The sequence below is a fragment of the Butyrivibrio sp. genome (assembly GCF_015056685.1).
Lineage (GTDB): Bacteria > Bacillota > Clostridia > Lachnospirales > Lachnospiraceae > Butyrivibrio.
Window position 1 is genome coordinate 1 of sequence record NZ_SVFW01000048.1, and the last position, 14,910, is coordinate 14,910.

Below are 14,910 nucleotides of genomic sequence, written 5' to 3' on the forward strand. Positions count from 1 at the left end.
TTCCCTTCCGCTGCTGTTGCAGTAGTTGCATCTTCTATTTCGGTTATCTCATCTGCATATATCACTGGCTCGTTACTGGCCTCAACCACAGGAATATCCTCTTTTCCAAGTGCTCCATTTAATGCCTCCCTATAAAAAGGAACTGTAGTATACAGCATTATGTTAAGCATGAAAAGGAAAACAAATGTAATAGGAATCGCCATAAATATACCCGAAAATCTTCTCATAAAAGGTAACCCTCTTTCTCAATAATAGACAGTCCAGGTCAGCTGCTTTTCCAATGGTCCAGCCGGATAACTGTCATATGTCTGTTTATAATAGCCTCCCCCTTTGGCATCCTGCATCTCTGAATCAAAGATGTACCATTTGTCTCCCAACTTAACTTCAGTCCAGGCGTGAGGTGTTTTCCCGCCAAGCGAAGACTGTACCATTCCACTGCATACCCTTGAGTCAAACCCGATTCCCCTTGCTATATATGCAAAAGCCGCTGCGTACCCATAGCAGTTACCTTTGCCATTCAAGAGCATGTCCGTCGCATAACTCCCAGTCCAGTTCCCTATAGGAACATCCATCTTTCTCTCATAAGAAACTGAAGAAACCAGATAGTTAAAGGCATTTTCAAGCTGCTGCCTCTGATTCATGGACTCTGTTGTGCTAGCTTCTAAAACTGAAGCAATCAGCTTTTTTAAATCCGTGTCAGGCTCCACTGTATTTCCTTCAGCATCTTTCCATTTAACCCCGTAAGATGTATGAATGAAATGCGCCCCCGGAATCTGCCATTCCATGAGATTGCTCTCAGCCTGCACCTCAATCAGCCGCCTTATATCTGCCCTTAAGCTGTCTGCCACGCCGTACAAGGCATTTTTTCCAATGGAGGTGACTGTTTCCGGTATATAAGCTCCTGTCAGAGCGGCCGGAAAGCACAAAAGCTCAGTCTGGTCCTTGTTATAAAGGCAATTGCTATATGAAGAATAAAAAGGATTGTTCTCGCTTACAGTAATTGACCTAAGGGCCATCAGCCCTCTGAATGCATTAGAGGAAATGTCCGTAACATCGCTTCCTATGTGGATTGTAGAAATGTCAGGTGTTCCTCTGAATGTTGCCTGATCAATCGTAGTTATCCCGCTTGCTCTTGCTTTTACAGGAAAGATCGTGGATATTACCATCAGCATAAGCGTAATAATCAATATTCTTTTGTAAAAAGAAATCTCTTTTCGCCCCATACCCTATCAATCCGTAGCTCTTGCTCTCTGTGAAGCCATATCAAACTTGCTTCTGATCTTTGCATAAGTTACCGCATCTTTTTCACTTCCGCCTTCATTGGGATGCTTGCCATAGCCGGCACTTGCACTGATAGCATCGGCATAGCCTTCCTTGCCGTCAACAATTACCTGGCACCACTGATCATTCCAGGTATTTGCATTTTTGTGAACCCAGGTAATTCCCAAATAGTCAAGAACAAGTCCAAGTGCCCTTGTTGCGCCGGCGCAGGAATATTCGCCACCTACAAACACGCCATAGGCTGTCCTGTAGATTTTTCCTTCTGTTGTGTATGTGCCCTGAGCGCAATAGGCATTTATAACACCTGCAGCGTAGGCAACTTTCTCTATATCTTTTACCTTATTCTTATCCGAAGAACTTGAGGAACTTGACTTTTTGGATGAACTACTGGATGAACTCTTGGACTTTGAAGCATTCACCTCTTCAATAGCCTTGTTTATTCCATCTGCTATCTGCTTGGCGTAACTTCTGGCGATAACCTCCTGATCATAGGTCATTCCGCCGTTTCCATGCTTGGCCTTAGGAATGATAACAACGCCTGTATCACCGGTAGGAACAACATACTCTGTGCTGTCTCCTATAAGTCTGTTAGCAACTCTTTTTTCTTTTTTGCCAAAAACAACCCAGTGCTCTATAAGCTTATTCGCATCTGTGCCATAAGCATCACGAAGGTCCTGGTAATTGAGATAGTAATAAAGCGGATTATACTCATTTTTATAATCCACACCGTTATATTTTGTTGTAGCTTTGGAAAGGGCTACGTACGGATCGTCCGCAGCCTGGACCGTGATTGAACTTAAATCTGATCCAATAATGAAAATACCGGCAATAACAGCCAGAACAATACTCAATGCCCTTTTTAAGATAAGCATCATATTCTCTCTCCATCCCGCGCCTTAGCGCGCACAAAACTAAAGTCTTAAAAATATGCTCACTTATCTTATCGACATTTAATAATTATTTTTAACCTTTTTTAATAAAAAAACTTTTTGTGCCAAAAAATAGCATACTACCAATGATAATTATCAGCCTCATTGCCAGATCTGTAGTAAGATCGCCTGTTGCAGACATTCTGGCACCCATGACTGAAGCGCCTGCAGCTGCACCAGAAGCTGCCTCTCCATTTGACGAAACAGGATCTAAACTGCTGCTAAGAGAAGCACTGCCTGAAGCCACCGCTAAGGCACCTGTGCTTGCAGCTGAACTTGTATTAGCATCCGCTGTAACCGTTGATGTCTCATAGTTTAAAGCCGCCTCATTGCCACTGGCATCAACAAGAACAAGTCTTCCCTTCTGACACTTTACAACATATTGTGAAGAAACATCCCTGCCTTCACTATCCACAATGACAACAGAAGTTATCTCATTGCTGCTCTCGCCCACTCCTGTCTGACTTCCATTGAACACTACTTTAGAAATGGTATGTCCATCCTTTAATTTTCCATCAACGATGGTGTAACTATCGTTGGTAAGTGTCTTTCCGTCGTCATTTTTAACTGTGCTGCCGGCTTCGATAGTGATAACGTTATTCACATCTACTGAAGCCTGCCTTGTCTTTACTTCAACAGAAGACTCGCTCTTTAAGGCTGTTATCATACCTGTAACCGCATCTTTAATTCCAACCCTGATATTTTCAGGTTCAATTTCTTTTCCATCAAAAATAAAAGGAATAGTAAGCCCTTTTTCTGATAAATCCTTGGCGGTAACGTAGGCATAGGCAGCATCAATACTCACCCAGTATTCCCTGTTCTTGTATTTAAATGTTGTACCATTGCCATCAGATGCTGTTACTGTTAAGACATCTGTCCTAAGGAACTTGCCAAAGGCATCATAAATCTTCTCTGTAAGTGTCTCTGGCTCTTTTTCATCGATGATCCTGATCTTAAATCCATCTCCCACAAGATGAGCTTCGCCATCATCAGGAACTATTGGATTATTACAGATAGTTTCAATCTCTATTGATATTTCAGGTTCCTCTGTATCATCCACAGAAGCTGATGAGCTTGTAGAAGCAGATGCTGCCTCTGAAGAAGCACTGCCAGCACTTTCTGATGAAGCTGATGATGAAGAAGATGCTTCACCTGAGTTTTCTGATGAAGCACTAGAAGAAGCCCCTGAAGAGGCTTCTTTTGATTCCCCATTGCCGGGATCTTCTGAAGGCTCCTCAGTAGGATCTACTACCGCTTGCCTAGTCCTTATAACACCGTCAACATGCATTTCATAACCAATATTTTTGATAACATACCACTGAATATAATGGACAGAAGGATCAAAATCACTTCTAACTGACTGAATCTCCTCCAAAGAAGGAACCTCGCTCAAGGACTGCAAAACTTCATTATCACAATAAAGATTATCCTCTGAAGGCTCCTCTCCAAGATCAGTTCCAACAATCTCATCAAAGCTGTTTACAGCTCCGAACTTATAAATCCCATCAGAATAGTTAGATGATGGATATGATGAAATTTCATATGGAATATCAGAATCTATTTCATTAAGAAGGTAAAAATATGTTGAGCAATAAAAAGCTGTATCTAAGTCAGCAGCTTCATCTGCTGCTATTTCTGTACCTGAATCTGTAGAGGCATCCGAGCTGTCATCATCAGCATATGACGTAAAAGCAGTAAGTCCACTACTTAAAACTGCTATCACTGCCATCAACATTATCAAACTAAATACTACAGCTCTTTTTATCCCTTTCACTTTGATTCTCCAGTCATTGCCACCAGGCTTTTACGATTTACCTTGTTAAAAACATATCCTCATAAATATAGCAGAAGAACAATCATACAATCAATCATAATTTGCTATAAAAATGATAAAAAAAGACCAAATATCTTTTCAGCCTCAGATAAGGCCCATGGCATCACTAACTGAATAAACACCAATTATCTCCATTCCCTTACAGTTTGACTTAAGCTTTTTTTCAAGAGCTTTAGGAACGATGCAGCGCTTAAATCCAAGTTTTTCCGCTTCCTGAACGCGGGCCTCTGCCATATTTACTGACCTCACTTCTCCTGAGAGACCAACTTCGCCAAAAGCAATCGTGTCATCACTGATAGGTTTATTTTTAAAACTGGAAATAATCGCAAGGCAGATGCCAAGATCCAATGAAGGCTCTGCGATCTTCATTCCACCGGCAAGATTGATGTATGCATCATAGTCTGCCATCTGAAGACCTATCCTCTTTTCCAAAACTGCCATGAGAAGATTAACTCTGTTATAGTCTGTTCCATTGGCCTGACGTCTCGGAAAGCCGAAATTAGTCCTGCACACCAGCGCCTGAATTTCTATTAGTATAGGACGTGTTCCCTCAACAGAACAGGTGACGATTGATCCGCTTGCATTGACAGGTCTTCCATCCAGCATGAATTCTGAAGGATTGGCCACCTCCATAAGGCCTTTTTCCTGCATTTCAAATACGCCAATCTCATTGGTTGAACCAAATCTGTTTTTAACTGCCCTTAAGATTCTGTAGGAAGCATGACGGTCTCCTTCAAAATAAAGAACTGTATCAACCATGTGTTCCAAAACTCTCGGTCCTGCAACCTGGCCTTCCTTGGTCACATGTCCAACAATAAACACTGATATGTTCATGCTCTTGGCAATTCGAAGGAGTACTGATGTGGACTCCCTTACCTGTGAAACACTTCCGGGCGCAGATGAAACATCCTCGTTGTACATTGTCTGGATTGAGTCAATAACAAGCACCTGAGGTTTTTCTCTATTTATAGCCTCTTCTATATTGGAAAGATTTGTCTCACACATGAATTTCAAAGTATCAGAAAAGTCTCCAAGCCTGTTTGCCCGCAGCTTTATCTGTCTTAAAGACTCCTCACCTGAAATATAGAGAACATCTCTTTTATCTCCTGAAAGATTTCCTGCAACCTGTAAAAGAAGCGTTGATTTACCGATTCCCGGATCTCCGCCCACAAGAATAAGAGAGCCTTTTACAAGCCCTCCACCAAGAACTCTGTTAAGCTCACCTATATGCGTATCAAAGCGGTCTTCATCTGTCATCACTATTTCCGACAAAGTCTGAGGCTTTTTATACTCGCCGTTTGTTAACGCTGAAGCTTTAGCTGCGCCACTTCCTGACTTAGGCGCTGCCTTGACTGTCTCCTCAACAAATGTATTCCATTCTCTGCATCCCGGACACTGCCCCATCCACTTGGATGATTCATACCCACACTTCTGACAAAAAAATACGGTCTTTATTTTTGTTGCCATAACTCCTCCTCTAATAACGCCAGTTTATTATCTGACTAAGTCCGGTCGGATGCGGATACCGTAACCGACCAAAATACGGTCGCTAACGGTAACCAGCTCCAAAAAATAAGGGCCTTTCGAGTTTTCTCGAAAAGCCCTAAACTTTTTTTACCTTTCAACTCTTACCTGTGTTGCCTTATCTTCAGAAAGTTCAACACTCAAATTAAGTTTACCACCTACGTTCGTAGTCATCTTACCAATGCTGGTACCATTTACGAACACATTATATTCAGTTTTTTCAAGAAGTCCCAATGTGATCTGAGCATCACTGGAACCTTCAACATCGAACTCTACGCCTTTTTCAGTTTCTTTAAACTCAGTAACTGTAGTTCCGGGCACGGACTCATATACGAAGTTCTCATTACTTTCAAGCTTGGTAATATCCTTAAAAGTCTTTACCTTATAGATGTCTCCGCCATGCTCAAAATTTTCGAGTTTCTTTTTCTCTGGAAGCTTATAGTTACCAAAACTGATGCTCCCATCCTCTTCAGCACGAATCAACTGCTCAACAACAGCCATATCTAAACCTCCTAAAATGTATAGCTCGTTTCTTATAAAACATTATAAGTCAAAGAACCTTAATGTAAAATTAAAATTTTGTTACTTTTTTGAAGTTTTTTTCGCTGGCTTTTTTACAGTTTTTTTAGCAGGTTTTTTTGTTGTTACAGTGCTTTTTGTCTTAGAGGACTTTGAAGGCTTTGTGGTCTTGACACTGACCTTCCTCACTGAAGTTTTGGACCCTTCTGATGTGGTGAAAACAATCTTGTCATCCTTAAGTCCGACTGTCACATCTGTTCCGGCCTTTATATTGCCCTTTAAGAGCTCTTCTGCCATTGCATCCTCAATAGTCTGCTGAATAGCTCTCTTAAGAGGTCTTGCACCCATCTTTGCATCTGAATGCTTGGTCACAAGGAACTTCTTAACAGCAGGAGATATTGTAAGATTGATATCCATCTGATTCTTGCAACGCTTGCTTAAGTTCTGTGAAAGAAGTGTTACAATATCCATCATCTCTTTTTCATTGAGAGTATGGAATACCATGATCTCATCTATTCTGTTGATGAACTCAGGTTTAAAGAGACGTTTAACCTCTTCCATTACTCCTGACTTCATATCTTCATAGTCCTTTTTGGCATCAGATCCGGCACCAAATCCAAGCTTCTTAGGATCAACTATCTTCTGGGCTCCAACATTTGAAGTCATGATAAGGATAGTGTTCTTAAAGCTTACCTTTCTGCCCTTGGAATCTGTGATATGTCCATCATCCAGAACCTGCAAAAGAACATTAAAGATATCAGGATGTGCTTTTTCAATCTCATCAAAAAGGATTACTGAATATGGATGTCTTCTGACTTTCTCACTGAGCTGTCCGCCGTCATCAAATCCCACATATCCTGGAGGTGATCCGATCATCTTGGATACGGAGTGACCTTCCATGTACTCAGACATATCTACTCTGATAAGAGCATTCTCATCGCCAAACATTGCCTCTGCAAGGGCCTTTGAAAGCTCTGTCTTACCTACACCTGTAGGTCCCAGAAAAAGGAAGGAGCCAATTGGTCTGTTAGGATCCTGAAGTCCTACACGGCCTCTTCTGATAGCCTTTGATACAGCCTTAACTGCATCCTCCTGACCGATAACTCTTTTATGAAGGATAGACTCAAGTTTAAGAAGCTTCTCAGATTCTTTTTCTGCAATCTTCTTAACAGGGATTCTTGTCCACTCTGCAACAACCTCTGCTATATCATTCTCATTAACTACATAGGCAGATGTCATTTCTTTTTTCTTTTCAGCATTCTTTGCTCTGTTCAGCTTAGAGATAAGAGCGTTCTGTTCTTTATTAAACTCACCTGCTGCCTTGAAATCCTGCTCTTTAAGGGCAGTTTCAATCTTTCCATCGTAAGACTTTATGAGTTCCTCAAGCTCTTTTATCTTGGGGGATACGCCCATAGTCCTAAGTCTTACAGCTGATGCAGCCTCATCAATAAGGTCAATTGCCTTATCGGGAAGATTTCTGTCGTTGATATATCTCTCAGACAGCTCAACCGCAGCCTTGATAGCCTCAGGAGTTATAGTAACCTTGTGATGTTCCTCGTACTTGCTGACAATTCCATTGAGGATCTCAGTAGCCTCTTCCTTGGTAGGTTCATCCACATTAACAGGCTGGAATCTTCTCTCCAAAGCGGCATCCTTTTCAACGTACTTGCGATACTCAGTAATGGTTGTAGCACCTATCATCTGAATCTCACCTCTTGCAAGAGATGGCTTCAAGATATTGGAAGCATCAATTGCTCCCTCTGCCCCACCGGCACCAATAAGAGTATGCATCTCATCAACAAAAAGAATTATATTTCCATCTTCTGAAACTTCTTTGATGACTTTTTTGATACGCTCTTCAAACTCGCCTCTGTATTTGGAACCTGCGATCATTCCTGAAAGATCCAGAGTAACAAGGCGCTTATTCTGAACTGTTAAAGGCACGTTTCCGGAAGCAATCCTCTGAGCAAGTCCCTCAACAACTGCTGTCTTACCTACGCCCGGCTCACCGATAAGACAAGGATTATTCTTGGTCCTTCTGCTGAGGATCTGAATAACTCTCTTTATCTCTCTTTCTCTTCCCACTACGGGATCGAGTTTGTTTTCGGCAGCAAGAGCAGTAAGGTCTCTGCTGTACTGTGCAAGAATTGATGCCTTTTTGCCTGCCTTAGGAGCTGCCTTTCTTCCAAGGTCCTCTTTTACAAGGTTAGGATCCTCTCCCATGGCTGCAAGGGTCTCAGCATATATCTTCTGTGCAGGGACATTGAGGGTACTGATAAGTCTTACTGCAACATTTTCTCCCTCTTTTATGAGTGCAAGCAAAATGTGCTCAGTTCCTGTCTTGTCTGCGTGGAATCTCTCAGCAAGTCTGTGAGCTTCCTCGAGCACTTTCTCCGCACGTGGAGAAAAGCCATCTTTATCAAGGGTACTTACTGTAGAATCGGGAACGATAAGATCTTTTATCATATCCATCATACGATTCTCGTCGATACCGTTATCAATAAGGATTCTGGAAGCAACGCTTCCATCTTCTAATATAAGTCCCATAAGAATGTGCTCAGTACCTACATAATTAAGTTTAAGGTTCCTGGCTGTTTTCCTGGCAAGCTTAAGTGCATCCGCCGCCATTAAGGTAAACTTTGAATCCATATTATCTCTTCCTTTCTTCAAGAATTTTTCTCGTAGTTGTCATAAAGCTGGTCTACAAGTTTGTGAATATCATCCCTTCCAATCCCCTTACAGATAGCTCTTGCAAGTACGACCGCAAGTTCAGACTTAGCTTCACTAAGAGCCTGAAGCTTGTCAATATCAATAGCGATGATAGCTCCACGTCTCCTGTCAATCTTAACAAAGCCCTCCTGCTGAAGGATTGAATAAGCTTTGTTTACAGTGTGCATGTTGATGCCGATAGTCTCAGCAAGCTGGCGCACACTTGGAAGCTGCTCTCCCTCGCGGAATTGAGACGTAGCTATACCCAATATGATCTGATTGCAAAGCTGCATATAGATTGCTTCATCACTATTAAAATCAATCTCTATGATCATAAACGCCTCCTAATCTGTGATATGTTTAGTATAACACATGCTACAGATTAATCAAATCGAGACTTATCCGCAAGATGTAACAAGGTTTTTATAACAAATTTGGCAAATATTTGATATTCAAGATTTCATGTTTTATTCGTATAATAGTACCTATGAATAAAAATATGACTATTGGCATCCTGGCTCATGTGGATGCGGGAAAAACAACAATTTCAGAAGGTATTTTATATATTGCAGGTGCCCTGCGTAAAATGGGTAGAGTTGACCACAGGGACACCTTTCTTGATAACTATGATCTTGAGAGAGACCGCGGAATAACTATTTTTTCCAAGCAGGCGATCTTTGAGTATGGCGGATATCATTTCACTCTTTTAGACACTCCCGGACATGCTGATTTTTCAGCTGAAATGGAGAGAACTCTTTCCGTTCTTGATGCGGCTGTTCTTCTCATCAGCGCCCCCGATGGCATAACAGGTCAGACAAGGACTTTGTGGAAGCTCCTTAAGCACTACCATGTGCCAACTTTCATTTTCGTAAACAAAATGGATCAGTACCAGGGTGACAAAGAGGATTTGTTAAAAGAGATAAAGTCAAGTCTTAGCAGCAGCTGCATTGATTTCAGTTCTGACTTTGCTTCTCCTGAGTTTCAGGAAGAATTAGCTGTATGTGATGAGGAACTCCTAAGCAGCTTTCTTGATGGAAAAGAGATAACAAATGATCAGGTAAAAGAGCTGATTTTAAAGAGGAAATGCTTCCCCTGTGCTTTCGGAAGCGCTCTAAAAATGGAAGGTATCGAGAGTTTTCTTTCTCTTGTTACCTCTTTTGCCCCTGTTAAAAAATATGACGAAAATGGCGATTTTTCCGCAAAGGTCTTTAAAATAAGCAGAGATACAAATGGAAACAGGTTGACTCATATTAAGATCACTAGCGGATCCCTTGCTCCAAAAACTCTTCTTGGAGATGAAAAGATCGATCAGATTCGCTTCTACTCAGGAGAAAAGTATGACACTGCCACAAAGGCTGTCGCAGGTCAGATTTGTGCCGTTACAGGCCTGTCTTCTGCTCTTCCCGGAGAGATGATAGGTTCTACTAAAGACTTCTCAACAGGCAGCATTATGCAGCCCATCCTTTCCTGTTCAGTTCTTTTACCGGATGGCAAGGATCCCATCGCCTTTTACAAAGAGCTAAAGGCCTTAGAAGAAGAGGATCCGACGCTTCAGCTTAGTTTCAATGACAAAGCTCAGGTCATCGAGATCAAGGTTATGGGCGAAGTTCAGAAAGAGGTCCTAAAGCACATGGTAAAACAGCGCTTTGGAACCGAAATAGACTTTGGTCCCGGGCACATTGTCTACAAGGAGACCATTGCAAATAAAGTTGAGGGGGTAGGTCACTTTGAACCTCTTCGCCACTACGCCGAGGTCCATCTGCTTCTTGAACCTGCTGCTCCGGGAAGCGGTATTTCTTTTGCTGCCAAGTGCAGTACCGATAAGCTGTCTCTTAACTGGCAGAGGCTCGTACTTACTCACCTTCAGGAAAAGAAGCATCTCGGAGTCCTTACAGGGTCAGAGATCACTGACATTAAGATAACTCTAATCGCCGGAAAAGCCCACGAAAAGCACACTGAGGGCGGTGACTTCAGGCAAGCTACCTACAGAGCTGTAAGGCAGGGACTTATGAACGCCAAGTCAGTTCTGCTTGAACCTGTTTTAGATTACAGACTTGAGATCCCCGCAGATGCTGTAGGAAGGGCACTTACAGATATGCAGCGCATGAACGGAACCACTTCTCTCCCTGATATCATTGGTGAAAAAGCGCTCATAACAGGAACTGTTCCTGCCGCCTGCTTTCTTGACTATGCATCAGAGCTTTCTTCCTACACAAGGGGCGAAGGTCAGATCTTTACTACCTTTAGGGGATATGAACCATGTCACAATGAAAAAGAAATAATAGAAAGCTTTGGATATGACCCTGAGCTTGATGTGGACAATCCTTCATCTTCCGTATTTTGCTCTCACGGAAGTTCATTAATAATCCCATGGGATGAAGCTCCTGAAAAAATGCATGTAGATTCAGGTCTTTTCCCAAAAGAGAGAACTGCTGCTGTCATTGAAAAAGAGTTTGTAAAGTACAAAAACTCTGAAGAAGAATTAAAAGCAATCTTCGAGAGAACCTATGGAAAGATTGCTCCAAGATACGTGGAAACAGCCGTCACCTACGATGCTCTAAACCAGGCTGATGCTCCTGAAAATGACAACAGAGACTACGATCTTGAAGCAGCCAAAAAGGAAAAGCACCAGAACACCGCTTCATCCATAAAAAATGAGCTGAATAAGGAATATCTTCTGGTTGATGGTTACAACATAATATATGCTTCATCTGACTTGTCTGACCTTGCAAAAACCGATTTAAAGGCCGCCAGGGATAAGCTTATCGATATTCTCATCAATTTTCAGGGATTCAGACGCGAACAGGTGATTGTGGTATTTGATGCCTACAAAGTCGCCGGCGGCAAAGAACATACAGAAGAAATGAGCGGGCTTTTGATTGTCTATACAAAAGAAGCTGAGACTGCGGATCAGTATATAGAAAAGGCTGCTCACGAAATAAGCAAAAAGTACAAAGTGACTGTTGCCACTTCTGATGCCATTGAGCAGGTGATTGTCCTTAGCAGCGGCGCCTATAGACTTTCTGCCAGAGACTTTTGGGATGAAATTAAAAGAACCAATACTCTCATCTCGGAAAGCATCGCATCGAAAACCAAAAAGGATTTGCCATGACTTGTAGTCCTGGCAAATCCTTTTATATCTTATTCTAATATTCTCCTATTATCGTTCATATTTACACATCTGTTGCTACTACTGACATGTAGTATGAGTAAAGATTTTTGTATGTAGTCTTGTCGTAGTGAAGACCATCTGGTGTGCTAAAGCCTGTCTGAGTAAGATATGAGTAGCTGTCGATCCACTTGATCCTTGGGTCAAGCTCGGCCTGCAGCTTGGCATTAAAGCTCTCAATCTGTGCATTGGATACTGTATTGCAGTTGCCGACAGGTGTTACAGATGAATAATAAACTGTCACTCCTGCTGCATCCCAAACATCAATGTAGCTGTTTATAAGACTGATGTATTTGGACGCATTGGCCAGGTCGTTAACACCAAAGTTAATGATCATAGTAGTTCCATTGCCGGCGTACTCCTGTATCTCTGAAAGAGCTGTGTTCTTAAACCAGCTGTATCCCTCACCAACCTTGGCAACATATGCCTTGTCGGTAGTTCCTACTGCATTCTCTAGCTGAACAGTTCTGGAATCACCAACGAAAAGATATGGGACACTTGGAAGTTCAGAAGTCACATAGTCTCCGCTTATAAATCCTGCTCCATCGCCATAGGAAATCTCGTACCAGTTGTTGTCTGTTACTCCGATAACCTGAAGTTCACTTCCCCAGGTAATCCTTCCAAGCTTGTCATAATCTGTTCCAGCTCCGCTTCTGACATTAACCGTATCACTTGCGTACATAACAAGGGGAGTTTCATAAGCTGTTACAGTGTAAGGAAGCACCTCCTCGATAACCTCTTCTGAAGAAGCTTCTGTAGCTTCTATCATATCCACTGTTTCTGTGACAGCTCCATCTGAAAGATCATCCTCTCCAAGAGCCTCATCAATCTGGATATTTAAGACTTCACCTGTAACTTCCGTGGTCTTTTCCGAAGCAGCGCTTGCCATTGCAAGATGTTTGTCAGCAACAAGTCCTGCCAGCACAACTACTGAAAAAGCTGCAGCAAAAGAACCTAAAATTATTTGGTTTTTATTTGTTTTCTTTTTAAGCATGACACAAATTTTACAATAGTCGTAATAACTTGTCAAATTTCATTCACCTTTATACAGCTTCCATACCTTCCATCTGTGCAGTAAACAGATGATAGTAAGCTCCCTTGCGGGCCATAAGCTCATCGTGACTTCCACATTCAGTTATACCACCGTTGTCTATATACATTATTTTATCACATTTAGTAATGGTAGACAGTCTATGGGCAATGATAAAGCTTGTCCTGCCTTCCAGCATTGTATCAAGACCCTTTTGGAGAGCTTTTTCTGTCTGAACATCAATACTTGAGGTTGCCTCATCAAGTACCAGAATTGCTGGATCAGATAAAAGAGTTCTCGCAAAGGACAAAAGCTGCTTTTGTCCCTGAGAAAGAAGTGCGCCTCTTTCCTTAACTTCAGTGTTGTAACCCTTAGGCATTACTTTTATAAAGTCGTGAGCACATACCGCCCTGCTGGCTCTTCTTATATCCGCCTCAGTTGCATCAAGTTTTCCATAGCGGATATTATCTCCAATTGTTCCGGAGAAAATAAAGCTGTCCTGAAGCATTATTCCCATCTGTGACCTCAGAGAATGAAGCGTCACCTTTGAAATATCCTGTCCATCAATAAGGATTCTTCCACTATCAACGTTATAGAATCTTGAAATAAGGCTTACTATAGTACTCTTTCCGGCTCCTGTAGGACCAACAAGAGCGATGCTCTCGCCTGGTTTTACACTAAATGAAACGTCATGAAGGATTTCTTTTCCCTTCTCATAGGAAAAAGAGACATGGTCAAAGGTTACTTCGCCGACCATCTTCTTCATTTCCACCGCATCAGGCGCATCGTCAACAGTTACAGGCTCATCCATAGTCTCAAAAATTCTCTCAAGATAAGCCATGTTGTTGATGAAGTTGTTAAATATATTTCCAAGGTTCATGATAGGCTGCCAAAATCTTGATGCATAGCTTGAGATAGCAACGATCACACCAAGGGACTCATTTCCCTTTGAAAAAACTACAAGTGCAAACATGAATATCGCAGCTCTGACAAGAACCGATATGGTATCAATTCCAGGCCAGACCATGGTTGAATAGCTGACTGCCTTCATCCATGCCTTTCTGCAATTGGAAGAAAGAACTTTGAATATCTCAGCATTCTCATCTTCTCTTGCAAAGATCTGTGTTATCCTTGCACCAACAATGTTCTCCTGAAGATAGGCGTTTAAATTGGAGTTCTTGTTTGACACTGCCTGCCAGGCTTTTCTCTGCTTGTTCTTTATCCAGAACATAAATACCATAAGAAATGGCACACCGGCCAGAACCACAAAGCTCAGCTTAACGTCCACTGCAAACATAAATATTACGATGAATACAAGGTTTAATATTTCAAGAACCACGTTGATAAGGCCGTTACTTAGCATATCTGAAACGGAATTTACGTAGTTTACTACTCTTACAAGGATCTTTCCGTGTGGTCTGTCATCGTAATATTGGAATGGCAGTTTCTGTAAGTGCTCAAATAGATCGCTCCTTATCTGATAAATAATATCCTGGCTGACATTTACCATGATTCTTGAACGGATCGTAGTAAAGATCACACTGCATACGTAAAATAGTGCTGCAGCGACAACCAGTTTGTAGAGAAGGCTCTCATCACCACTTGGAATTGCCACATCCAAAGCTCTTTGCACAATCATTGGGCTCACAAGGGCTGCTGCTCCGCCAAGGGCGGAAAAAACAAGTGCCAGCGCCATCTTGCCTGCATGCTTTTTTATATATCCGGAAGCCCTGAGAAGGTGCTTTATATCAAAGGGCTCTTCTAATATCTCATCTTCTTTATATGTATTTCGTCTCATGTACTTATCTCCTCGTTTATATCTCCTGCCTATAGCTGCGGTATTACCTGTACTTTGAAAATTCATAGTGCCTAAAGCGTTTTGTAAGTGCATATATGTTTTTGCTGCCTTGAAAAA

The 14,910-nt window shown here is 41.9% G+C and carries 11 protein-coding genes; 1 reads left to right on the forward strand and 10 read right to left on the reverse strand.

Annotated elements, in window-relative coordinates:
• The 8 genes from E7303_RS14660 to E7303_RS14695 form a co-directional block, all read right to left on the reverse strand.
• On the reverse strand, nucleotides 1-227 hold a 227-nt coding region (locus E7303_RS14660), incomplete at its 3' end, for a hypothetical protein (protein WP_292146145.1).
• An 18-nt stretch (nucleotides 228-245) separates the two neighbouring features.
• Nucleotides 246-1,223, reverse strand: coding sequence for a transglutaminase domain-containing protein (locus E7303_RS14665; RefSeq protein ID WP_292146147.1), 978 nt, complete (start codon nucleotides 1,221-1,223; stop codon nucleotides 246-248).
• Nucleotides 1,224-1,229: 6 nt separating this feature from the next.
• Entirely contained in the window at nucleotides 1,230-2,156 is a 927-nt protein-coding gene (locus tag E7303_RS14670; RefSeq protein ID WP_292146148.1) for a hypothetical protein, read from the reverse strand.
• 88 nt (nucleotides 2,157-2,244) lie between these two features.
• Nucleotides 2,245-3,984, reverse strand: coding sequence for a hypothetical protein (locus E7303_RS14675; protein WP_292146149.1), 1,740 nt, complete (start codon nucleotides 3,982-3,984; stop codon nucleotides 2,245-2,247).
• Nucleotides 3,985-4,128: 144 nt separating this feature from the next.
• The gene (gene radA / locus E7303_RS14680) at nucleotides 4,129-5,511 is read right to left on the reverse strand and encodes a DNA repair protein RadA (protein ID WP_292146150.1); all 1,383 of its coding nucleotides are present in this window, start codon (nucleotides 5,509-5,511) and stop codon (nucleotides 4,129-4,131) included.
• Nucleotides 5,512-5,658: 147 nt separating this feature from the next.
• Nucleotides 5,659-6,069, reverse strand: a complete 411-nt coding sequence (locus tag E7303_RS14685; RefSeq protein WP_292146151.1) for an endosialidase — start codon at nucleotides 6,067-6,069, stop codon at nucleotides 5,659-5,661.
• Nucleotides 6,070-6,150: 81 nt separating this feature from the next.
• On the reverse strand, nucleotides 6,151-8,736 hold the full coding sequence (locus E7303_RS14690; RefSeq protein ID WP_292146153.1) for an ATP-dependent Clp protease ATP-binding subunit: 2,586 nt from the start codon (nucleotides 8,734-8,736) through the stop codon (nucleotides 6,151-6,153).
• A gap of 17 nt (nucleotides 8,737-8,753) precedes the next feature.
• Nucleotides 8,754-9,131: a GntR family transcriptional regulator gene (locus E7303_RS14695; protein WP_292146154.1), complete on the reverse strand. Its 378-nt coding sequence runs from the start codon at nucleotides 9,129-9,131 to the stop codon at nucleotides 8,754-8,756.
• 152 nt (nucleotides 9,132-9,283) lie between these two features.
• Here E7303_RS14695 and E7303_RS14700 point away from each other — a divergent pair, with 152 nt between their 5' ends.
• Nucleotides 9,284-11,908 carry a translation factor GTPase family protein gene (locus E7303_RS14700; protein ID WP_292146155.1) on the forward strand — a complete coding sequence of 875 codons (2,625 nt, stop codon included), beginning with the start codon at nucleotides 9,284-9,286 and terminating at the stop codon, nucleotides 11,906-11,908.
• Nucleotides 11,909-11,969: 61 nt separating this feature from the next.
• Here E7303_RS14700 and E7303_RS14705 read toward each other — a convergent pair whose 3' ends face one another.
• Together E7303_RS14705 and E7303_RS14710 are read right to left on the reverse strand one after the other, a co-directional pair.
• A complete protein-coding gene (locus tag E7303_RS14705) occupies nucleotides 11,970-12,995 on the reverse strand; it encodes an SH3 domain-containing protein (protein WP_292146156.1) in 1,026 nt (341 codons plus the stop codon).
• Nucleotides 12,996-13,008: 13 nt separating this feature from the next.
• On the reverse strand, nucleotides 13,009-14,793 hold the full coding sequence (locus E7303_RS14710) for an ABC transporter ATP-binding protein (protein ID WP_292146157.1): 1,785 nt from the start codon (nucleotides 14,791-14,793) through the stop codon (nucleotides 13,009-13,011).
• Between the last annotated feature and the right edge of the window lie 117 nt (nucleotides 14,794-14,910).

Bases quoted from the DNA above. Each gene is read 5' to 3' on its own strand.
- E7303_RS14690 (WP_292146153.1), bottom strand. From the start codon at position 8,736: ATGGATTCAAAGTTTACCTTAATGGCGGCGGATGCACTTAAGCTTGCC.
- E7303_RS14700 (WP_292146155.1), top strand. From the start codon at position 9,284: ATGAATAAAAATATGACTATTGGCATCCTGGCTCATGTGGATGCGGGA.
- radA (WP_292146150.1), bottom strand. From the start codon at position 5,511: ATGGCAACAAAAATAAAGACCGTATTTTTTTGTCAGAAGTGTGGGTAT.
- E7303_RS14710 (WP_292146157.1), bottom strand. From the start codon at position 14,793: ATGAGACGAAATACATATAAAGAAGATGAGATATTAGAAGAGCCCTTT.
- E7303_RS14670 (WP_292146148.1), bottom strand. From the start codon at position 2,156: ATGATGCTTATCTTAAAAAGGGCATTGAGTATTGTTCTGGCTGTTATT.
- E7303_RS14685 (WP_292146151.1), bottom strand. From the start codon at position 6,069: ATGGCTGTTGTTGAGCAGTTGATTCGTGCTGAAGAGGATGGGAGCATC.
- E7303_RS14665 (WP_292146147.1), bottom strand. From the start codon at position 1,223: ATGGGGCGAAAAGAGATTTCTTTTTACAAAAGAATATTGATTATTACG.
- E7303_RS14695 (WP_292146154.1), bottom strand. From the start codon at position 9,131: ATGATCATAGAGATTGATTTTAATAGTGATGAAGCAATCTATATGCAG.